Origin of the sequence: Demequina sediminicola (assembly GCF_000975055.1) — a bacterium.
GTDB classification, from domain to species: Bacteria; Actinomycetota; Actinomycetes; order Actinomycetales; family Demequinaceae; genus Demequina; species Demequina sediminicola.
Map to the genome: position 1 here is coordinate 1 of NZ_BBRB01000005.1, position 22,180 is coordinate 22,180.

The 22,180-nt window shown below is 62.0% G+C and carries 17 protein-coding genes; 11 read left to right on the forward strand and 6 right to left on the reverse strand.

What is annotated here, in order from left to right:
• From AOP79_RS11995 to AOP79_RS09655, 5 genes are all read right to left on the reverse strand, one after another.
• On the reverse strand, positions 1-213 hold a 213-nt coding region (locus tag AOP79_RS11995), incomplete at its 3' end, for a hypothetical protein (protein ID WP_236683380.1).
• Complete coding sequence (locus AOP79_RS09640; RefSeq protein WP_062073041.1) at positions 206-841, reverse strand: hypothetical protein; 636 nt, start codon at positions 839-841, stop codon at positions 206-208. The genes AOP79_RS11995 and AOP79_RS09640, both read right to left, overlap by 8 nt.
• Positions 842-930: 89 nt before the next feature.
• Complete coding sequence (locus AOP79_RS09645; protein ID WP_062073043.1) at positions 931-1,503, reverse strand: hypothetical protein; 573 nt, start codon at positions 1,501-1,503, stop codon at positions 931-933.
• A 100-nt stretch (positions 1,504-1,603) separates the two neighbouring features.
• Complete coding sequence (locus AOP79_RS09650) at positions 1,604-2,974, reverse strand: DUF349 domain-containing protein (RefSeq protein WP_062073045.1); 1,371 nt, start codon at positions 2,972-2,974, stop codon at positions 1,604-1,606.
• Entirely contained in the window at positions 2,971-3,798 is an 828-nt protein-coding gene (locus AOP79_RS09655) for a peptidylprolyl isomerase (protein ID WP_062073047.1), read from the reverse strand. Before AOP79_RS09655 ends, AOP79_RS09650 begins: the two co-directional genes overlap by 4 nt.
• An 84-nt stretch (positions 3,799-3,882) precedes the next feature.
• Between AOP79_RS09655 and hisS the strand changes: the two genes are divergently transcribed.
• Positions 3,883-5,229 (forward strand): histidine--tRNA ligase, encoded by a 1,347-nt coding sequence (hisS, locus tag AOP79_RS09660; RefSeq protein WP_062073049.1) that lies wholly within the window; start codon positions 3,883-3,885, stop codon positions 5,227-5,229.
• A 211-nt stretch (positions 5,230-5,440) separates the two neighbouring features.
• A complete protein-coding gene (gene aspS / locus AOP79_RS09665) occupies positions 5,441-7,225 on the forward strand; it encodes an aspartate--tRNA ligase (RefSeq protein ID WP_062073052.1) in 1,785 nt (594 codons plus the stop codon).
• Between the two features lie 132 nt (positions 7,226-7,357).
• Here the strand turns inward: aspS and AOP79_RS09670 are convergent, their stop codons facing one another.
• Positions 7,358-9,631, reverse strand: a complete 2,274-nt coding sequence (locus AOP79_RS09670) for an MMPL family transporter (RefSeq protein ID WP_062073054.1) — start codon at positions 9,629-9,631, stop codon at positions 7,358-7,360.
• Positions 9,632-9,768: 137 nt separating this feature from the next.
• Here AOP79_RS09670 and AOP79_RS09675 point away from each other — a divergent pair, with 137 nt between their 5' ends.
• The 9 genes from AOP79_RS09675 (at position 9,769) to AOP79_RS09715 (ending at position 22,178) form a co-directional block, all read left to right on the forward strand.
• Positions 9,769-11,118 carry a replication-associated recombination protein A gene (locus tag AOP79_RS09675; protein WP_062073056.1) on the forward strand — a complete coding sequence of 450 codons (1,350 nt, stop codon included), beginning with the start codon at positions 9,769-9,771 and terminating at the stop codon, positions 11,116-11,118.
• A gap of 144 nt (positions 11,119-11,262) precedes the next feature.
• On the forward strand, positions 11,263-11,889 hold the full coding sequence (gene rpsD, locus AOP79_RS09680; protein ID WP_062073058.1) for a 30S ribosomal protein S4: 627 nt from the start codon (positions 11,263-11,265) through the stop codon (positions 11,887-11,889).
• 243 nt (positions 11,890-12,132) lie between these two features.
• Positions 12,133-14,793: an alanine--tRNA ligase gene (alaS, locus tag AOP79_RS09685; protein WP_062073060.1), complete on the forward strand. Its 2,661-nt coding sequence runs from the start codon at positions 12,133-12,135 to the stop codon at positions 14,791-14,793.
• Entirely contained in the window at positions 14,786-15,253 is a 468-nt protein-coding gene (ruvX, locus tag AOP79_RS09690) for a Holliday junction resolvase RuvX (RefSeq protein WP_201774456.1), read from the forward strand. The genes alaS and ruvX overlap by 8 nt, the downstream gene beginning before the upstream one ends.
• Positions 15,246-16,388, forward strand: coding sequence for an endolytic transglycosylase MltG (gene mltG, locus AOP79_RS09695; protein WP_062073064.1), 1,143 nt, complete (start codon positions 15,246-15,248; stop codon positions 16,386-16,388). Before ruvX ends, mltG begins: the two co-directional genes overlap by 8 nt.
• A 6-nt stretch (positions 16,389-16,394) precedes the next feature.
• Positions 16,395-17,261, forward strand: a complete 867-nt coding sequence (locus tag AOP79_RS09700; RefSeq protein ID WP_062073066.1) for a shikimate dehydrogenase — start codon at positions 16,395-16,397, stop codon at positions 17,259-17,261.
• Positions 17,262-17,411: 150 nt separating this feature from the next.
• A complete protein-coding gene (locus tag AOP79_RS09705; protein WP_062073068.1) occupies positions 17,412-19,079 on the forward strand; it encodes a GspE/PulE family protein in 1,668 nt (555 codons plus the stop codon).
• Positions 19,080-19,238: 159 nt separating this feature from the next.
• A complete protein-coding gene (locus tag AOP79_RS09710) occupies positions 19,239-20,930 on the forward strand; it encodes a PilT/PilU family type 4a pilus ATPase (RefSeq protein ID WP_236683382.1) in 1,692 nt (563 codons plus the stop codon).
• A gap of 18 nt (positions 20,931-20,948) precedes the next feature.
• Positions 20,949-22,178, forward strand: a complete 1,230-nt coding sequence (locus tag AOP79_RS09715) for a type II secretion system F family protein (protein ID WP_062073070.1) — start codon at positions 20,949-20,951, stop codon at positions 22,176-22,178.
• Positions 22,179-22,180 lie beyond the last annotated feature (2 nt).

The following is a 22,180-nucleotide window of genomic DNA, read 5'->3' on the forward strand; positions in this document are numbered from 1 at the left end:
AGGACAGATCGCGGCACGGATGTACCGCGGCTGCGGAGCCGTCGGCGTCTCACCGCTCGCCGCGGAGGCGGGCACCTGTGCAGCCTGGTATTCATCGTTTGTCGTGAGGTCCGCGCGAACTTCATCCCCCACGATGCTCCCGCCAACTTCTGGTGCATCGTCCGCACTCCCAATGAGCAACAACACCCCGATGACGAGCGCGCCACTATTCATCATCGAACAGGAAGTAGACGTCCTCGACAGCCCAGAGTCCGTCGCTCCACGATAGCTTTGTGGTCGCGAGACCGGAGCCCCCGGGAGATGAGCCCAGCGGAGTGCCGTCCTCGGAGTAGGTCTCGATGGTGGTCATCACCATGTCTTGCTCGATGTACCAGTACCCGTCCTCGGAGAGGCCACCTCGCGCGACATTGACGTAGTCCTCGGCATTCGGCCACGTGAAGGAACCGCCGGTGCTGTAGGCCGACTCTTGCTCCGTTGAGGCAACTCTCTCGAGAGTCTCCGCGCAGAAGTTGCAATTGGTAGTCGCAAGTGACCCAAAGACCCGTGTGTCGTAGGGCTCTGTGAACATCGTCGGATAGAGCTCGACATAGAATCTCGAGAATCCTGCCGCGCTTTCGATGCTCTCGCCGAGGGTCCACTCCGGGATCGCAGCGAGGACTTCGTCATCGGTGAGCGGAGTGAGGCTCGGTGAGGGCGTGGGCGTGGGGCTCGGCGGCGTTAGCGTCTCTGAGGCTGTGGGTGACGCTTCACCGCTGGCCGAGATCCCAGCATCGGCGCTTGTACACGCTGTCAGCAACATTGAGACAACGGCAATGGTCGTGAGAAGAGTTTTTGCCCCCATGAGTGACGACCGTAGCGACCGCTCCGCTGGTCCGCCAGGACTGAGCAAAATCTGTGGAGAGGACCTGCATGCGGATGTCCGCAGCATGGCTAGACGACACCGGCAGAGTAGAGCATCTGCCATGCGTTGCGTGCACGCACAGCGGTAGCGTCCTTGGGCCGTAGCAGCGCGAGTTCCCCTTGTACCTGGTGAGGTGTCACGCCGTGTTGCGCGGCCATGACCACCCACGGAACCGCCTCTTCAAGTGGGGCCCACCGCAGCGCATCGACAACGGCTCGCGGTGCTGATTCCACCGCGTGCCCGTCCTGGGGGCTTGATGCGATCATCGCGTTGCGTGCCCCGCGGACCCGCGAGAGCGGGCGTGTCGAATAGTGCAGGCGGATGGGCCATCCACGCGAGCCTTGTCTGATGTGACGGCGCGCAGGGACACAAACGTCGAGTACAGCGGGAGCTTCGCCGCCGAACCTGACCCACAGCGCACCTGTTCCGGACAGTGACATGTTGACTGGGACGTGCTGGCTTGTGGCGAACCGTCGCAGGGCAGGCGTCGGGGTGATGTCGTACGGCAATGCAATGGTGGGGCCAAGTGGCTTGATGACGCCGTCCTTGAGAAACCTGTTCCACGCACTCGTGCCGATGTCTTCTTCGGTGACTGACCACATGACATGAGTGTGCCCGCCTAGGACTTCCTAGGCGGGCACATCTGCACTTCTGTGGATAACCGCTGACGGCGTCTACCGTTGCCAGCGCATGTCATTTAGTTCAGGACACGACGCCCTTGATCTGCTCTAGCCACGCACGTCGCGCGTCGAGTGCTTCCTGTGCGGACTTGATCTTGCGCTTGTCCTTGGTGGCTTCTGCAGCGGCAAGATCCTTTTCAAGATCTGCGATTGCATCTTCTAGCTGCGCGAGCGCACCGGAGGCACGTGCTTCCAGCTCCGGGTTGGTGTCGTTCCATGCCGCTTCATCGGCGTCGCGCACTGCCTTCTCGACTGCGCTCATGCGCTTGGTGAGTCGGGCAACGTCGCCTCGGGGCACTCGACCAGCAGCGTCGAACTTGTCCTGTGCTGCCCGCAGTGCCTGCTTGGCAGTGTCGAGGTCCTTGATCGGAAGGATAGCTTCGGCCTCAACGACGGCTGCTTCCTTGCCTTCGACGTTGCCGCTGAGTGCCTCGTCCTCGGCGTCGGACTCAGCGCGTCGTGCGTCGAAGAATGTGTCCTGAGCGGTCTGGAATCGCTTCCACAGGGCGTCGTCCACGCTGCGGCGGCCGCGCCCGGCAGTCTTCCACTCGCCCATGAGCTCCTTGAATGCGCGGGCGGTGCGGTCCCAATCGGTGGACTCGGCAAGGGCCTCGGCGCGGGCGGCTAGTTCTTCCTTGCGCGACGCGACTGCGGAGTTGTCCTTGTCCAGTTGCGCGAAATGGTGCTTGCGCGCCTTCTCGAAGCCGGAACGTGCAGTGGTGAAGCGCTTCCAGAGCGCGCGCTCGACATCCTTGGCGATCCTGGCCTGCGAACGCTGAGCGCTCTTCCACTCGTCCAAGAGAGACCGCAGTTCTGCGGTGTCGTTCTTCCAGTGCACGGAGTTCTCTGGCTTCGCGGCGATCGCCTCGGCGGCGGCCACGATCTTCTCACGTGCCTCGAGGGCTTCAGCCTTGGCGGCCTCGCGCTCCTTGTTGAGGCGGTCGCGAATGGCGGTGGCTTCCTCTGTCACTGAGGCGAAGCGCTTGCGCAGTGCCTCAATGTCACCTACGACCTTGGGTTCAGCGAGTTGCCCGTCGATGCTCTTCAGCGAGTCATCGATGTCTTTGGGGGACATTTCAGCGCCTGCGAGGCGTGCGTGGAAGCGTTCGATCGATGCTTCGAGTTCGTAATACGCCTTGGCGTAGGGAGCAATGGGCTCGTCGCCCTGGGCCGGGCCAACCTCAACCTTGTCGCTACCAACGGTGACGACAACGTTGTCTCCCTCGACGGCTCCGTGCTTGGCGGCATCGGCGATTTGCTCGTCGGTGATGTTGGCGACAACCGGCACCTTGACTGGGTGTGTGGGCTGAGCCGCGAGGGCCGCTGGGCTTGCGCCGCCGGCTGGTGGCTTGGGCCTGGGAATGGGCTTAGGGGTGGGCTTGGGAGTGGTCATTCTACGGACACCTCGTTCACGATGACGGACTGCGCCGGAGGCCCGTCGGGCTCGCCTGTGATAGTTCCGGCACTGGCAACGTCCTCCACAATACTCAGACCTTGCGTGACCTGCCCGAATATCGTGTATCCACCGGCCGCGTCGGACGGAATTGTGGAGTCGTCGTAAACGATGAAGAACTGGCTTCCCATGGATTCGGCGTCGTTGCCCACGCGCGCCATCGCAAGTGTTCCGGCGGGGTAGAGGTCATCTGAGGGAGCGTTCTCGATGGGTCCGTAACTGTAGGCGGGTCCACCTTGCCCTGTGGCGGAGGGGTCCCCGCACTGCAGCACGTAGATGTTCTCGGTCGTGAGCCGGTGGCATTGCGTGTTGTTGAAGAAGTCGTCCTCTGCTAGTGCAACAAAGCTTGCGGTGGCTTGGGGTGCGTTGGCGCCGTCGAGTTCGAGCACGATCTCACCGAGGTTGGTGTCGAGCGTCACGTCCCACACGCGGCCTTCTGCGAGCGAAGGGTCTGGGGGAGCGGGTGAGGTGCCCCAGCCTGTGCTGTACTCAAGGTCGTCTGTTGCTTCGGGAGCTGAGCCCGCATCGTCGGTCTCCGCAACAGAGGGCGAGGCCGCAACGTTGCTGCCACCGGCATCGTCGCTGCCTCCACCCACGAACGCGATGATGCCCCAGGTGATGAGCGCGATCACCAGCACCACGACTGCCACGAGAGAGCCGATGCGAACGCGCCTGTCGCGTTGCGCTTCCCGTTCGGCGATCTTGGCGTCGAGTTTGGCTTGTTTGCGTCGCTCGGCCTCACGGGCTTGCTTCTTCGAGGTCATCAGAACCTTCCGGCGGGGTCGTATGCAGGTCTTGCCATCTTATGCGGCGCTCCTGGCGTCCCGGTGAGGTGGAACAATGGCCGCATGGCACGAGTGAGACCTTTGTCTGGTTACCCCGAATGGACCCCGTCGCAGCGCATCGTTGAGTCGGAGGTGTTGTCCTCGATCAGCGAGGTCTTCAGCCTTCATGGCTTTGGTGAGATTCAGACGCGCGCGGTCGAGCCGCTGGACCGGCTTGCAGGCAAGTCCGATGCCGCCAAGGAGATTTACACGCTCGGTCGCCTCAACGCGGAGGAGGGTGAAGAGGCCAAGCTCGGTCTCCACTTTGACCTGACGGTGCCATTTGCGCGCTATGTCGAGGAGTTCCAGAACGACATCGCATTCCCATTCCGTCGCTACCAGATTCAGAAGGTGTGGCGAGGGGAGCGTCCGCAGGAAGGGCGTTTCCGCGAGTTCTATCAGGCGGACATCGATGTGGTCGCTCGTGAGACGCTGCCCGCTCACTTTGAGACTGAAGTTGCCGTGGTGATGGCACGTGCCCTGGGTGCACTGCCCTTGCCGGGGGTGACGATGCGCGTGAACAATCGTCAACTCGTCGAGGGGTTCTACCGTGGTGTCGGCATTGAGGATGTCGCTGATGCGCTCCGTAGCGTGGACAAGTTGGACAAGATCGGTCCCGACGGCGTCCGTGCGGAACTGACGGCGAAGGGCGTGAGCGAGACCGCGGCCGATGCCGTACTTGAGTTGGCGCGGATCTCCAGCCCCGATGGTGGCTTTGCCGCTGCAGTCGAGGACCTTTGGGCGTCGACGACGACCGTCGCCGACATCGAAGGCCCACAGGAGCAGTTGAAGGCTGGCATTGCAAGCCTGGTGGAGCTGGTCGAGGGCGTGAATGAGGCGGTGCCGGGCACGGCCGTCGCAGATCTGCGCATTGCGCGGGGACTCGACTATTACACGGGCTCGGTCTATGAGACCTTCCTGGAGGGGCACGAGGACTTGGGGTCCATTTGCTCGGGTGGGCGCTATGACTCGCTCGTTGCTGGCGGCGGTTTCCCTGGTGTGGGCATGTCGATTGGGGTGTCCCGTCTGGTGAGCCGCATGGTGGGCTCTGGCCTGGTTGAGGCTTCGCGTGCTGTCCCGAGCGCCGTGGTCGTGGCAGTCAATGATGAGGACTCACGTGGTGTGTCAGCGCGGATCGCAGACCGGCTGCGAGCTCGGGGCATCGCCTGCGAGGTGGCGCCAAAGGCCGCGAAGTTTGGCAAGCAGATTCAGTTCGCTGACAAGCGTGGGATTCCGTTTGTGTGGTTCCCGGCCGCCGATGGCACTGATGGAGAGGTGAAGGACATTCGCTCTGGTGAGCAGGTGCCCGCTGACGCCGATGCCTGGGAGCCGCCGGCAGCGGACGCCCGCCCAAGCATCGTCCGCCCCTGATCCTCCCCGCCAAAGCAAAACCCTCCCCGCCAAAGCAAAACCCTCCCCGCGAAATGGCTCCATTTGCCTGTTTTACGGGTTCAAAACAGCCAAGATCAGCCACTTCGCGAGGGACGGGGCGGTTGAGAGCCCGCCACGCCCCGATAGACTTAACCTTCATCAACTTCACCTATCCGGCGCGCCCGTCTAGCGCGTCCAAGAAAGGCCACCCGTGCTCCGCACTCACCTTGCTGGAAACCTCCGCGCCACCGATGCTGGCTCAACCGTCACCCTCGCTGGATGGGTAGGCCGTCGCCGCGATCACGGTGGTGTCGCCTTTATCGATCTGCGTGACGCATCGGGCTTCGCCCAGGTAGTCATCCGTGAAGAGGTCGCCCACTCCCTGCGCAACGAATACGTCATCCAGGTCACGGGTGAAGTGCGTGAGCGTCCCGAGGGTTCTGCCAACGCGAACCTTCCCAGTGGTGAGATCGAGGTGGTGGTCTCCGACGTGACCATCCTGAACGAATCCGCACCTCTGCCGATGCCCGTCGATGAGCATGTCACCGTCGGCGAGGAGGCGCGCCTCAAGTACCGCTACATCGACCTGCGCCGTCCGCAGCCGCGCGCGAACATCGTTCTGCGTTCCGAGGTCAACAAGGCTGCCCGCCGCGTGTTGGACCGCCACGACTTCCTCGAGATCGAGACGCCGACGCTGACCCGTTCGACCCCCGAGGGTGCACGTGACTTCCTGGTGCCAGCGCGCCTGGCTCCCGGGTCTTGGTATGCGTTGCCGCAGTCGCCGCAGTTGTTCAAGCAGCTCCTCATGGTTTCCGGCATGGAGCGCTACTACCAGATTGCCCGTTGCTACCGCGATGAGGACTTCCGCGCTGACCGTCAGCCGGAGTTCACTCAGCTTGACGTGGAGATGAGCTTTGTCGACCAGGACGACGTGATCGCCCTGGGTGAAGAACTGGTGCGTGAACTGTGGTCGCTCATCGGCTATGAAGTACCGCTGCCGATTCCGCGCATCACCTACGCCGACGCAATGTCCCGTTTTGGTTCGGACAAGCCGGACCTCCGCTTTGGTCTCGAGCTCGTGGAACTGACCGAGTACTTCAAGGACACGCCCTTCCGCGTGTTCCAGAACGACTACGTGGGTGCCGTCGTGATGCCCGGTGGTGCCTCGCAGCCTCGCAAGAAGCTCGACGCCTGGCAGGAGTGGGCCAAGCAGCGCGGTGCTCGTGGACTGGCGTACGTGCTGGTTCAGGAGGATGGCGAGCTTGGTGGTCCCGTTGCCAAGAACCTCTCGGACGCTGAAAAGGCGGGCCTGGCCGATGCCGTGGGCGCCTCGGTGGGCGACTGCATCTTCTTTGCCGCTGGCAAGCCGGGACCCTCGCGTGCACTCCTCGGTGCGGCTCGTCTCGAGATCGGCGAGCGTGTGGGCCTCATTGACCCAGACCGCTTTGAATTCTGCTGGGTTGTTGACGCTCCGCTGTTCAAGGCCGTGGGCGAAGACGATGACGACGATGTTGCCGTCGGCTCGGGTGCATGGACTGCCGTGCACCACGCCTTCACGTCTCCCAAGCCTGAGTACCTCGACAACTTCGAGGATGTTCCCGGCGAGGCACTGGCATACGCCTATGACATTGTCTGCAACGGCAATGAGATTGGTGGTGGGTCCATCCGTATCCACCGTCAGGACGTGCAGGAGCGTGTGTTCAAGGTCATGGGCATCAGCGAGGAAGAGGCGCAGGAGAAGTTCGGCTTCTTGCTGGAGGCCTTCTCCTTTGGTGCTCCCCCTCACGGCGGAATCGCACTGGGTTGGGACCGCGTGACCGCGCTGTTGGCCAAGGCGGACTCAATCCGCGACGTCATAGCATTCCCGAAGTCCGGTGGCGGTTACGACCCACTGACGGCGGCGCCTGCCCCGATTACGCCGGAACAGCGTTCGGAAGCCGGAGTGGACTTCGTGCCGGAAGCTGACGACGCTGACGCCGAGGCCACCTCCAACTAATTCCCTCTCCGCCAAATGGAGCCATTTCGCTGTTGTGAGTCCTCAGGACAGCGAGATGGCTCCATTTGATGTGAGGAGCGAGGCGCGGGGTTCGAGGCGCGGGGTGCGGGGTGTGCGGCCGGGTTCAGTCCGTTAGTGCTTGACGGCGTACTTCTCGTAGATGCGCACAAGCGGCTTGGGCGCCCACCAGTTGTGCTTGCCGAGCAGAGTCATGGTCGCGGGGACGAGGAGCATGCGTACCAGGGTGGCGTCGAGGAACACGGCGATCGCCAGCCCGAGGCCCACCTGCTTAATGACGAGGAGTTCCCCGGCTGCGAAGCCCAGGAATACGAGCATGATGATCGCTGCCGCGGACGTAATGATCCGTCCCGAGCGCTGCAGCCCGATGCGTACCGCTTCATCGTTGTCGACGCCGGCATCGACCAGTTCCTTAATGCGTGCCAGCAGGAACACCTCGTAGTCCATCGCGAGGCCGAACCCGAAAGCCAGCACCATCACGAGCACATAGGTTTCGATGCCGCCTGTCGAGGTGAAGCCCAGCATGCCCTCGAGGTGGCCTTCGGTGAAGATCCAGCTCAGCACTCCCATGGCGGCAGCGAGGGACAGCGCATTGATGAGCAGTGTCTTGACGGGCACCAGGAGCGAGCCCGTCATGAGGAACATGAGCACGAACGTGGCAATCACGACAAGCCCGACGGCCCATGGTGCTCCATCGGCTAGTGCCTGAATGAAGTCCACTTGGATGGCCGATGTTCCTCCGACCGACACCTCGAATGGTGCGGAAAGATCGCGGAGGTCTCGCACGATGTCCGTTGCGTCGGGGGATCCTTCGTCGTCGACGTCGGTGTACAGACTGACCGTAGAGAGGCCCGTCCCCGGGATTTCCTCGGCGGCGGTGGCCCCGGTGACGTGCGCGACGTCGAGTACGTCGGAGGTGACCCACGCATCGGCTTCCTCGGGGGACGTTTCCAGGAGTAGGTGCACTGTCGGGCTTGCCAGGTCTGGGTACTCGACAGCGTAGGTATCGACAAACTCTCGGCTCTCATTGTCGACAGGCAACAGTTCGACCTCGGAGTTGCGGACTTGGAGCGAGGCCAGGGGGCTGGCGAGTAGCAGCAAGAGGCCTGTGGTTGCGATGGCGACGAGCCACGGATGCTGTTGCACTCGTCCCGCCAGTCGTGAGAAGGCGCCGGTGTCGCTACTGACATCCGCGGTGTACTTGAGCACAGTGCGAATCCCGGGAATGCGGGAAAGGACCGTGGGCTTGGAGAGTCTGTGGCCGTAGAGGTGGAGCACGGCTGGGACCAGCGTCAGCGCAGTAAGCAGGGCCATGATCACAACGCCGAGTGCCGCGCCCCCGATGCCGCGGATGATTTCTGCATCAAAGATCAGCATGCCGGCCACGGAGATGGCCACGGTGACGGAGGAGAAGAAGACCGTGCGGCCTGCAGTGACCATCGTGGTTTCGAGGACGGCTGGGCGCATGTCATTCTCGGGCGTGCTCTTGCTCCGGAAGAGCTCTTCGCGGTACCGGGACACGATGAGCAGTCCGTAGTCGATCGACAGACCTATGCCGAGGACGGTGACGACGTTGATTGATGCCTGATCGAGGTCGAGGATGTAGCTGAACCCAAAGAGCACAGCGAGACCGCCGGCAATGGACGCAAGTGCACCGATGATGGGAGCACTCGCCGCGAGGAAGCCTCCAAAGACCAGCACCATGACCACGAGCGCAACTGGCAGCGCAATGGCTTCGCCCTTGATGAGGTCGCTCTCGACTTGGTGGCTGAAGTCGTTCATGAGCGTGGGCTCAGAGAAACTGATGACGCGCGCGCCGGGGAGTTCGTCTTCCAGATAGGCCGTTGCCCAGTCGTCAACCTCGTGATGTTCACCCGCGCCGCTGCCGGGGATATCGCCGTAGTCCACGGTCATCAGGACTGCGTCGCCGCTTTGGGCGACCAGGGGCGAGGCCTCCAGCGCATCGGCTTGGCTTGCGCTGCTTTCTAAGCCGGCCGATGCCGACGTCGCGTATCGCTCCGGATCGAACGCAGAACCTGGCACGGTGCCGTAGGGCGTGGTGACGGCTGCGACACCGTCGCGTTCCGCAATGGTGTCGCTGACAGTGGTGAGCGCGTTGGCGACCTCGGGATCCGAGGGCTCGACATTCTGGATGTCGAGGGTCAGCGTGGGGCCGATGTCGGGGTCGCGGGCTGCACCAAGGGTTTCGTAGACCTCGGTTGACTCTGCGCCGTTCACGGTGGGGGCACCGAAAGTGGTGCGGTCGAAGAGATTGCCATCGCCCACGCCCACCATGGCAACGGTCAACATTGCAATCGTGGCGACGACCCATCCGATGACGACGCTGACGGGGTGGCGTGAAGAAAGGTGCGCGAGGCCAACGAACATGGTGGCCAGTCTAGGGCCGTGATTCGCCACTCAAGCCGGGCCGCCGCCACGGACGTAGCGCCGGAGGGCCTGTCGCTATTGCTGTCATCGGTAATGGAGGTGGCCGGTATGTCTCCCGCACCGCATAGGCTTGCGGGATGGACCTCTTCGAGTCGACCGAGCGCACTGGCCGCGGTGTCCCTGAAGCGGGTCCAAATGCGCCCGTCGCGGTACGGATGCGTCCCCGGGCTCTCGATGAGGTGGTCGGACAGTCGCACCTGTTGACGGACGGTTCACCGCTACGCAGGCTGGTGGGGGAGAGCGCGCCTGCCACGTCAGTGATCTTGTGGGGGCCTCCAGGCACGGGCAAGACCACACTGGCATACATGGTCGCGGGCAATAGGCGCTTCGTGGAGCTCTCGGCGGTGACCGCCGGCATTAAGGATGTACGGGGGGTCATCGAGGATTCCAAACGTCGCATCGCCACGGGTGAGCGCGAGACGGTGCTGTTCGTTGACGAGATCCATCGCTTCACTCGCACTCAACAGGACGCGTTGCTCCCGGCCGTCGAGAACCGTTGGGTGACGCTCATTGGCGCGACGACCGAAAACCCCAGTTTCTCGGTGGTGGGGCCGCTGTTGTCCCGCTCTCTTTTGCTGACATTGCAACCGTTGGCGTCGCAGGACCTCGGAGAGTTGCTTGACCGCGCGGTCACGGATGAGCGCGGTCTCAGCGGCAGGGTCGTGCTGGAGGACGATGCCCGTGAGCACATCCTGCGCGTCGCGGGGGCCGATGCTCGCAAGGCTCTGACGCTGCTGGAAGCGGTGGCGGATGCCGCGTTGGGTCGGGGGCCAGCGGATGGGGATGATTTGCCGGTGGTGACGGCGGAGCTGACCGAGCGGGCCATGGATTCGGCGCTTGTGGCGTACGACAAGAGCGGCGACCAGCACTATGACGTCATCAGCGCATTCATTAAGTCGGTACGCGGAAGCGATGTGGACGCCGCTTTGCACTATCTGGCTCGCATGGTGGTGGCGGGGGAGGACCCACGGTTCTTGGCTCGGCGGCTCGTCATCCTTGCTGCGGAGGACATCGGTATGGCTGATCCTCAGGCGCTGGTCATCGCGCAGGCCGCTGCCGACGCGGTCACGTTCATCGGGATGCCGGAGGGACGCATTCCACTCGCGGAGGCCACCACGTATCTCGCGACGGCACCCAAGTCCAACAGGTCGTATGTGGCGATCGATGCCGCGATCGCAGACGTCCGGGCTGGTAAGGCTGGCGTGGTCCCTGAGCACCTCCGCGATGCTCACTACTCCGGTGCCAAGCGCATCGGCCATGGGCAAACGTATGTGTATTCGCATGACGCCCCAGGAGCGGTAGCGAATCAGGAGTATTTGCCGGAGGCATTGCGCGGCGCGCAGTACTATCAACCCACCGAGTTTGGGTACGAGCGCACGGTGACTGAGCGCCTGAACCGCATCCGCGACATGCTGGGCCGTCAATAGGAGCGAGCAATGCCGCGCACGCCCTGCCTGACCTGGTAGCATTGTCTAGCCCTCGCGGACGGTTGGCTGCTGTCTCCGCGAACCCAGCAAATGACACACCATCGTTGATCGTGCATCCGCGCGCGCTCAACTGTGAAGGAAAAAATGACTTCAGTACAGAAGGCACGTCGTCAGGTCCGCCTGTCGCGCAGCCTGGGCATTGCCCTGACGCCTAAGGCAGTCAAGCACTTCGAGAAGCGTCCTTACCCTCCCGGCGAGCACGGTCGAACCGCTCGTCGTAAGGAAAGCGACTACGCCGTTCGTCTGCGTGAGAAGCAGCGTCTTCGCGCCCAGTACGGCCTGCGTGAGAAGCAGATGACTCGCACGTTCGAAGAGGCTCGTCACGAGCCGGGTCTGACTGGTGAGGCATTCGTCGAGCTGCTCGAGATGCGTCTTGACGCTCTGGTTCTTCGTTCGGGCTTCGCTCGTACGATCCTCCAGGCTCGTCAGTCGGTTCTGCACCGCCACATCCTCGTGGACGGTCAGATCGTTGACCGCCCTTCGTTCCGCGTGAAGCCGGGCCAGACCATTCAGGTCAAGCCCAAGGCTGTCACCATGGAGCCCTACATGGCTGCCGCCGCTGGTGCACACCGCGACGTTCTGCCTGAGGTTCCGGACTACCTCGACGTTTCGCTTGAGAAGCTGTCGACCAAGTTGGTCCGTCGCCCCAAGCGCGCCGAGGTCCCCGTGACCTGCGAAGTGCAGCTCGTCGTCGAGTACTACGCGCGCTAAGCGCCGCTCTACGCGACAAAGTTCATGCCGCTGGGCCCCGACACTGGTCGGGGCCCAGCGGTTTTGTCATACTTAGGGCTCTGCCCGCGCCGGGTGCGGAAGCGCTAAAGTCGGGCTGCGGGGCATTGGCAAGAGGGCCGATGCTCTTCATTGGTTGAGCGTCAAGCGACCCTTGGCGCCTTGGAAGAGGACCGTTGCGGTTCTCACCTGGGCTTTCGAGCCCTGCTGAGCATGGAGGACAGGATGCAGACAGCTGACGTCAGGCAGCGGTGGATCGATTACTTCGAGTCGAAGGGTCACCACATTCAGCCCAGCGCGTCGCTGGTTTCGCCGGACCCGTCCTTGTTGTTCACAGTCGCCGGCATGGTGCCGTTCATTCCGTACATCATTGGGACCGAGGACGCGCCATACTCGCGTATCGCCAGTGTGCAGAAGTGCATTCGCACCAAGGACATTGAAGAGGTCGGCAAGACCACCCGCCACGGCACGTTCTTCCAGATGCTGGGTAACTTTTCCTTTGGGGACTACTTCAAGGAAGGCGCGATTGACTTCGCGTGGGAGTTGCTGACTGGCTCGGAGGACGAGGGCAAGTACGGTCTGGACCCTGAGCGTCTGTGGGTGACGACGTGGAAGGAAGACCACGAGGCTCACGCCGCGTTGCGCAGCGTTGGGGTTCCTGACGAGCACATTGTGCGCTTGGAACGCGAAGAGAACTTCTGGGACACGGGCCAGCCTGGCCCCGCAGGTCCGTGTGCGGAGTGGCACTACGACCGCGGCCCCGAGTTCGGCCCCGAAGCTGAGGGTGGAAGCGTTGACCCGGGTGGTGACCGCTATCTCGAGATCTGGAACCTCGTCTTTGATCAGTACCTGCGTGGTCCTGGCGATGGCAAGGACTACCCGCTCATCAAGGAACTTGATCAGAAGGCCATCGACACGGGTGCTGGCTTGGAGCGCATCGCGTACCTGAAGCAGGGCGTGGCGAACATGTACGAGATCGACGAGGTTTTCCCCGTCATTGCGCGTGCATCCGAGCTGTCAGGCAAGCAATACAAGGCCAACGACGGCGACGACGTTCGCCTTCGTGTGATTGCCGACCACGTCCGTAGCTCGATGATGCTGATCCACGATGGCATCGTCCCCGGCAATGAGGGCCGCGGTTATGTGCTGCGTCGTCTCTTGCGCCGTACGGTGAACTCGATGCGACTGTTGGGTGTCAATGACCCCTCCATTGAGACGCTGATCTCCACCTCGTACGAGTCGATGAAGCCGTCGTACCCGGAACTGGGCGACAAGATTGAGAAGATTCTCAATGTCGCTGTGACGGAGGAGGATGCGTTCCGCCGCACGTTGACCAAGGGCATCACGATTCTCGACACGGCGGTGTCGTCGGTGAAGGCTGAAGGCAAGAAGGCGTTGGGCGGTGACATCGCGTTCAAGTTGCACGACGAGTCCGGCTTCCCGATTGACCTCACTCTGGAGATGGCTGCAGAGCAGGGTGTCTCGGTTGACGAGGCCGGTTTCCGTGCGTTGATGACGGAGCAGAAGGAGCGTGCCCGCGCCGATGCGAAGGCCAAGAAGGGCGGCCACGCGGACGTGGGTGTGTATCACGCCCTCGACGCAACGGTGTTCCGTGGCTACGACGAGCTGAGCTTGGGCACCACTGTTGCCGCTGTCATCAAGGATGGGGTGTCAGTTCCCGTGGCGCACGCGGGCGACACCGTGGAAGTCATTCTTGCGGAGACCCCGTTCTACGCAGAGTCGGGCGGTCAGGATGCCGACACCGGTGTGATCCGCGGTGCGAACGCCACCCTCAATGTGCTCGATGTACAAAAGCCCGTGGCTGACGTGATCGTGCACACGGTCACGGTCGAGGAGGGCGAGGTCGCTGCTGGTGACTCCGTCGCTGCTGAGGTCGACTTGGTCAACCGTCACCAAGCGTCCAAGGCTCACTCTGCGACGCACTTGATTCACTCAGCGCTGCACAAGGTGCTGGGAGACGACGCAACACAGGCGGGCTCCTATAACAAGCCGGGCTACATGCGCCTGGACTTTGCCTGGCGTCAGGGAATCTCCATGGCTGCCCGCGAAGAAATCGAAGGCATCGCGAACAACGCTATTCGCGAGGAGCTTCCGGTCCAGACCAACGTGATGACTCTCGATGAGGCACGCAACGCAGGTGCGATGGCACTGTTCGGCGAGAAGTATGGCGACCGTGTGCGTGTGGTGGAAATCGGTGGACCGTTCTCACGTGAACTGTGTGCAGGAACCCACGTCGCAAACTCGGGGCAGATCGGGTTGCTATCGGTGACCAGCGAGGGCTCCGTGGGTTCGGGTGCGCGGCGTATCGAGGCGCTGGTAGGTGGTGAAGCTTTCAGCCAACTGGCAGCGGAACGCGCGATTGTGAATGAACTGACGACCACCCTGAAGGCCCGTCCCGATGAGCTCACCGACCGGATCGGATCGCTGCTGACCCGCTTGTCCGATGCTGAGAAGAAGCTCACGCAGTACCGCCAGCAGGCGATGCAGCAGGTGGCAGCAGAGTTGGTCGACACGGCCTCGACTGTTGGCGGCGTCAAGCTAGTGGCGCACCAGTCGGTCAACGCTTCGGATGGCGACGATCTCCGCACGCTCGTCACGGACGTCCGCAACCGCCTCGGTGACGCTGAACCCACCGTTGTGGCAGCATCGGCCGATCTCAATGGACGTCCGCAGATCGTGATCGCGACCAACGCTCCTGCGCGTGACGCGGGTGTACGCGCCGGCGATCTGGTCAAGGTCGCGGCTCAGACGCTCGGCGGTGGTGGCGGTGGTAAGCCCGATCTCGCTCAAGGTGGTGGCCAGGATTCGTCGAAGATCGCCGATGCCCTGGTGGCCATTCGTGACACGTTGGCGGCACGTGGATAAGGGAGTGCGCCTCGGCGTCGACGTGGGTTCGGTCCGCATCGGCGTCGCTGCCTCCGACCCCGACGGTCGTATGGCATTTCCGGTGACGACCGTGAAGCGTAACTCGCGCGCCGTGCATGAACTTGTGCGTATCGTGAGAGAGCGTGAAGTGGTGACGGTGTTTGTGGGCCTGCCCCGGAAGTTGTCGGGTGAACTCGGCACATCTGCCCAGGATGCGATGCAGATTGCCCAGAAACTGTCGGAACGCGTAGACGTGGTTGTGCGTTTGATGGACGAAAGGTTCTCCACAGCGTCGGCATCGTCGGCTATGCGCGAGGCAGGGAGAACTGCTAAACAGCAACGTGAAGTAATTGACCAGGCTGCTGCCGTGGTCATTCTAGAAACGGCGCTTGAAACCGAGCGCCAGGGAAACCTAGGTAAGGTATCCCAGGTGATGGCACACAAGGGTGACAATGACTGACTTGTTCGAGACAGAGGCACCGAGCACTACAACGCTCGATATGCGCCGTATGCAGCGTCAGAAGCGACGCGCAGCGCGGCGTAGGTGGACTTTGGTGGCGGTCGCCGCTGCGATCGTGATCCTCGCCATTGGTGTGTCCGTCGGTTGGAACTTCCTCAAGGGCTTCCAGACTGAGGGCGGCACTGGTGTTGCCGACTATGAAGGCACCGGCCAAGGCGTTGTCCAGGTCGTCATTGATCCTGGAATGTCAGGCGCCGCAATGGCGGACGTGTTGTACGAGGCAGGCGTGGTCGCTTCCTCCGAGGCATTCGTTGAGGCCTACAACGCTTCCCCTGATGCCACGCAGATATCCGCTGGGTACTACTTGGTGCAGCGCGAGATGCAGGCGCAGTATGCCGTTGACGCGCTCCTGGACCCCAGCAACCGAGTCGAACTGACGATCAGCATCCCTGAGGGTAAGACGCTGGACACGTACTACGAGAAGATCGCGAACGTCACTGACGCCACCCCAGAAGAGGTGGCTGAAGTTGCGGCTGACACTGATGCGATTGGTCTGCCCGCTGAGGCCGACGGCAACCTCGAAGGATGGCTGTTCCCGGCAACCTACTCATTCGACCCAGGTGTTGAGCCGGTTGAGGTGTTGTCGACTATGGTCTCCCAGACCATCAAGGTGCTTGACAACAACGGAGTTGCGCCGGAGAACTATGAGGACATCCTGACGGTGGCTTCGATTGTGGAACGTGAAGCACTGTTGGACGAGGACCGCCCTCTCATTGCTTCCGTGATCTACAACCGCCTTGACATCGACATGCTGTTGCAGATGGACTCCACTGTGAAGTACGTCGTTCCCGGTGAGGGAGCGTTTGCGACGCAGGAAGAGCTCGCAGTCGATAGCCCGTACAACACATACGTGTACACCGGTCTCCCTCCGGGCCCCATTGCAGCACCAGGTGAGGCGTCGATTCAGGCCGCTGTGTCGCCGGCAGACACCAACTACTTGTACTTCGTGACCGTGAACCTTGAAACCGGTGAAACCAAGTACGCCGAGGACTACACGGAGCACCAGAAGAACGCTGCTGAGCTCAAGGCGTGGATCGCTGACAACCAGCCGGACACCGAACTTCCCGAGGAGTAGTCGTCCGTGAGCACTCGCCAGGCGGGTGTGCTGGGTCACCCCATCGCACATTCGCTTTCTCCGGTGTTGCACCAGAGCGCGTATCGGGCGTTGGGGCTTGACTGGGAGTACGACAAGTACGACGTCACGGAGGACCAGCTCGCGGAATTCCTCGCCGGTCTGGACGATGCTTGGGCTGGATTGAGTTTGACCATGCCGCTCAAGGTTGCCGCGATGCCGTTGCTTGACTACGTCGAGCCCATGGCAAAACTCGTCGGCGCAGTGAACACGGTTTTGCTGCAGCCACAGGCCGCCGGGCGTCATGTGGTGGGTGCCAATACTGACGTCCACGGCATCGCAGCTGCACTCCAGGAAGGTGGAGTTACCGAGGCCCGCGACGGACTGATTCTTGGCGGGGGAGCGACCGCCACGTCAGCGATGGCGGCGTTGGGCCGTCTGGGGGTCACCCGGCCCGTGATCGTGGTGCGGAATCGTGCGCGAGCTGGCGGACTGCTCCGCGCGGCGACCAAGATGGGCGTCGAGCCTCGGTTCGTGCCTTTCGAGGATGCGCCCGCGCTCATGGCCACGGTCCCCGTGGTGGTGTCCACGGTGCCAGCTTCCGTTGGTGAGGGTGTGGCGTCAGCGTTGGATTCAGCGAGTTCGTCTCCGGACAATTTGTCGGTGCGCGAAGGTGCAGTGTTGCTTGACGCGGTGTACGACCCGATCACGACACCGTTGGGCCGAGCGTGGAGTGCGCACGGTGGCACGTTCGTCAATGGGACGCGCATGTTGCTCCACCAAGCGGCAGAACAGATTCGATTGATGACGGGCCACGAAGCTCCGATTGACGTCATGGATCGAGCTCTCCTCGACGCACTCGCCGAGACACACTAGCTCCCGGTTGCGGGCGCATGCCCGGCGATGTTTCCGCTATATCCCTTTCGTACCTGAATGTGGGATGTTCCACGCGAGGGTGCCATTCAAGGCGCTGCCGATGTATCTTGCGGAATGAGAATTGCCTGGCATAGACCGTGAGGGAGTCTTGTGAAGCAACTGGGAACAATTCTGCTCGAACAGGGAACACTCTCTGAAGAGCAGTTGATGGATGCCATCGACGTTCAACGCGAACGTGGCGCCTCACTGGGCCGCACCCTGGTGGAACTCGGACTCATCTCTGAGGGCCAGTTGGTCCAAGCCCTGGCGGCGCAGGTGGGCATGGAATTCGTGGAACTGGCTGAGTTCCCCGTTGATCGGGCAGCGGTGGCGATGGTCCCTGACACCTTGTGTCGCAGGCACACGGTGTTGCCCATCCAGATCGATGGCGACATTTTGAAGATCGCGATGTCGAACCCGGGCAACGTGGTGGCGGTCGACGATATCCGGTCGATGACCAAGATGCAGATTCTTCCGGTGGTCGCGGCGCATGACGACGTTCTCACTGCGATTGACCGGTACTGCCGCTCCGATGCCGAGATGGAGGACTTGCAGGAGTCCATCTCTGAGGACAACGAAGAGTCGCTTGAGGACCTTGACCTCTCGGGCGCGATGGCCGAGGATGACGCGCCTATCGTGCGCTTTGTGAACTTGCTGATTACTCAGGCCGTTCAAGACCGGGCGTCCGATATTCACATTGAGCCTGCGGAGCGGGAGCTTCGCGTCCGCTATCGCATTGACGGCGTGCTGCACGAGGTTCAGTCGGCACCCAAGTCGATCGCGAACGGGGTGACATCGCGGCTCAAGATTATGTCTGACATCGACATCGCTGAACGCCGCAAGCCTCAAGATGGCCGTCTCTCGGTCAATCACAATGGACGCAAGATCGACCTCCGTGTGGCAACCCTGCCTACGGTCTGGGGCGAGAAGGTCGTGATGCGTATTCTCGACAACTCGACTGCGACACTGGACCTCGAGGACCTCGGCATTCGGGAACGTAACTATGAGGCGTACAAGGAGACCTTCACCAAGCCCTACGGCATGATCCTGGTGACTGGACCTACTGGTTCGGGTAAGTCGACCACGCTCTATGCGACGCTCAATCAGATCTCGCGTCCCGAGATCAACGTCATCACTGTGGAAGACCCGGTGGAGTACCGCATCCCCGGCATCAACCAGGTACAGGTGAACCCCAAGGCCGGTCTGACGTTCGCTGCCGCTCTCCGGTCAATCTTGCGTGCCGACCCTGACGTGGTCCTCGTGGGTGAGATCCGTGACCAGGAGACCGCACAGATTGCCATCGAGGCCGCATTGACTGGTCACTTGGTGCTGTCCACGCTCCACACGAACGATGCACCATCGGCCATTACCCGTTTGACTGAGATGGACGTGGAGCCGTTCTTGGTGGGTTCCGCAGTGGACTGTGTGGTGGCGCAGCGTCTTGCGCGCCGTCTGTGCGATAACTGTGCGGTGGAACACCACTTGACCGAAAGAGAAATTCCCGCAGGAGTGGGCTGGGCCGGGGGAGAACCTCCGACTGTATTCCAAGCCGGTGGATGCAGCCGATGCTCAAACACCGGGTATCGCGGGCGTGTGGCACTTCACGAAATCATGACGGTCACGGAAGAGATTGAACGATTGACGGTGGAACGTGCATCAACAGCGGACATTATGCGTGCCGCTACCGGCGCTGGGATGGAATCCCTGCTAATGGACGGGTGGGCGAAGGTGCTCAACGGCACCACCTCGGTTGAGGAGCTGTTGCGCGTTGTGAAGTAGCACGTTTGTGAGGCTCCTTTACTAAAGTGACAAATCTCACTGCCGATAAGGGGTAAAACGGCTAGACCGTATCTGACCTTGACCATAGACTTACCGACAATCACCGCTAGCCGGAATCCGATGTGGGGTTCTCGGTGGGTGACCATTGAGGGGAATTGCATGGCTGACGAATTCACGCCTGCGGCCGGAATGTTCTGGCCGTCGGCTGATGAAAGTGAGCAGGCTCAACGTAGCGCCGCACAGACCGAGCGCGCTGGGCAGACTCACGCAGGAGAGGCACGTCCTAGTGGCGTGGCTCCCCAAGGGGTGCCCTTGCACCCTCAACAGCCGCAGCAGCGTGCCCAACAATCCGGAAGCTTCCAGCCTGCGCCTCAGCAGGCGCAGGCACCGCAAGCACGCCCTGCACAAGCCCCCGTGGCACAGCCCGGCACCCCAGTCGCCCGCCCCCAAACGGGCCAGGTACCGCAGGCAACAGCTCAGGCTCCTACGCAATACGCACCCACCCAACAGTCCCAGTTCGGGCAAGGGCAGCCGCAACCTCAGCAGGCTCGGCCTTCGACGCAGTCTGCACCTGTCTCCGGTCAGGTTCCTCAGCGCACCTCGTTCGGCATGGGTGCTGGCGCTGGCGCCGCGACGAGTGCGGGTGCACCGACGTCAGCTCCCGCTAGCGGTTCGGCTGGCCCTGACGCCCCGCAGGGTGCGTCAAACCCACAGCAGGGTGGCATCGCTGGGGCTCGCCGTGTGGGAATGAGCCAGGAGCAGCATGATGGCGACTTGGACATCGGTGAGGCACTGCGCGGGATGCTCCGCATGGGGGCCTCCGACCTTCACGTGACCTCGGGTGCTCCGCCGATGATTCGTGTCGATGGCGGGCTCGCACCGTTGGAGGGGTTCAGCAAACTCACGCCGGACAACCTTCAGCGCTCTCTCTACCAAATCTTGACCCAGTCGCAGCGCGAGCAGTTCGAAGAGAACCTGGAACTGGACTTCTCTTATGCCCTGGTGGGGGAGGCACGCTTCCGTGTGAACCTGTACCGCCAGCGCCAGAGTGTCGGTGCGGCTTTCCGTGTGATTCCTTACGAGATCAAGCCACTTGAATCTCTAGGAATTCCGCGCACGGTTGCGGAGTTTGCCCAGCTTCCGCGAGGCCTCGTGCTGGTGACCGGCCCTACTGGCTCGGGTAAGTCGACCACGCTGGCCTCGTTGGTGGACCTCGCGAACCGCTCGCGCAGTTCGCACATTATGACGGTCGAGGACCCGATCGAGTTCTTGCACCGCCACAAGCGTTCGTTGGTGAATCAGCGTGAGATTGGCGCAGACACACAGTCGTTCCAGAAGGCGCTCAAGCACGTACTGCGTCAGGACCCGGACATCATCCTGATCGGCGAGATGCGTGACCTGGAGACCATCCAGGTCGCTTTGACCGCCGCGGAGACCGGGCACTTGGTGTTTGCAACTCTGCACACGCAGGATGCGGCTCAGACCATTGACCGTGTGATTGACGTGTTCCCCGCCGAGCAGCAGGGGCAGATCCGCACACAGCTCGCGACAGCGATCCAGGGCGTGGTGTGTCAGTCGCTCTTGCCGCGTGCTGATGGACCTGGCCGCGCTGTTGCCGTCGAGCTTCTTGTCGCCACACCTGGTATCCGTAACCTCATTCGTGAGGGCAAGACGCACCAGATTTACACGTCGCTTCAATCGGGTGCCGCGCAGGGTATGCAGTCCATGGACCAGCACCTTGCTGAACTGGTCAAGGCCGGCACGGTGTCGTTCGACGTCGCCGTGGAATTGTGCCATTCCTACGAGGAGTTCAGCCGCTTGTGTGGCCGGGCCGGGGAGCAGCGCTACTAGCGCGGCAGGGAGATTCCGATGGCAACGGCAACCAAGCAGTTCGAATTCGTCGCACGCGACGCGCAAGGCAAAGAGCACAAGGGCACTATTGAGGCACCCGACCAGAACGCAGTCGCGTCCAGGCTCGCCACTCGAGGTCTTACTCCACTGTCTGTGTCCGATGCGTCTGCCAAGGGCTTGAACGCAGAGATTAAGATCCCTGGGTTGGGCGAGAAGATCGGTCTGAAGGATATCGCGATCATGTCGCGTCAGCTCGCGACCATGATTTCTGCGGGCCTTTCGCTGCTCCGTGCGCTCACCATTCTTGCCGAGCAGACTGAGAACAAGGAACTTCAGAAGGTCGTTGGTGAAGTGCGCAACGATGTCCAGACGGGCTCGTCGTTCTCCAAGGGTCTCTCTCGTCACCCGAACGTCTTCCCGCCCATCATGATCAACATGGTGAAGGCCGGTGAGGTAGGAGGATTCCTAGACGAGGTGCTGGTCTCTATCGCGGAGAACTTCGAGAACGATGTGAAGCTCCGGGGCAAGATCAAGTCGGCGATGACCTACCCAGTCGTAGTGTTCTGCATCGCTATCCTCGCAACTGCAGCCATGCTTTTGTTCATAGTGCCTGTGTTCGCTGACATGTTTGCCAGCCTCGGCGGGGAACTCCCACTGCCGACTCAGGTCCTTGTCTGGCTCTCAGGAATCCTGAAGATCTTTGCGGTGCCGGTTGTCATCGCCTTGGTTGCCTTCTTCGTCTGGTGGGGCAAGAACAAGCACAAGGAGTCTGTGCGCCGCAAATACCAGCCGGCCATGATCCGTATGCCCATCTTTGGCTCGCTCGTGCAGAAGATCGCGATCTCTCGGTTCACGCGCAACTTCGGCTCGATGGTCCGCTCAGGTGTGCCGATTCTTCAGGCGTTGGACATTGTCGGCCAGGCATCAGGCTCGGTAGTTATTGAGGACGCGAGTCGGGACATTGCGAAGTCCGTTCGCAAGGGTGAGTCTCTTGCCAAACCGCTCTCGCAACACGCGGTATTCCCACCCATGGTCGTGCAGATGATCGCAGTGGGTGAGGACACCGGCGCTCTTGACGAAATGCTCGACAAGATTGCCGATTTCTACGATCAAGAAGTCGAGTCGACGACAGAGCAGTTGACTTCGCTGATTGAGCCCTTGATGATCGCTGTCCTCGGCGGGCTCATTGGCGGTATGGTCATCGCGCTGTATATGCCTATTTTCCAGGTCTTCGAGCTGATTGGTTGATA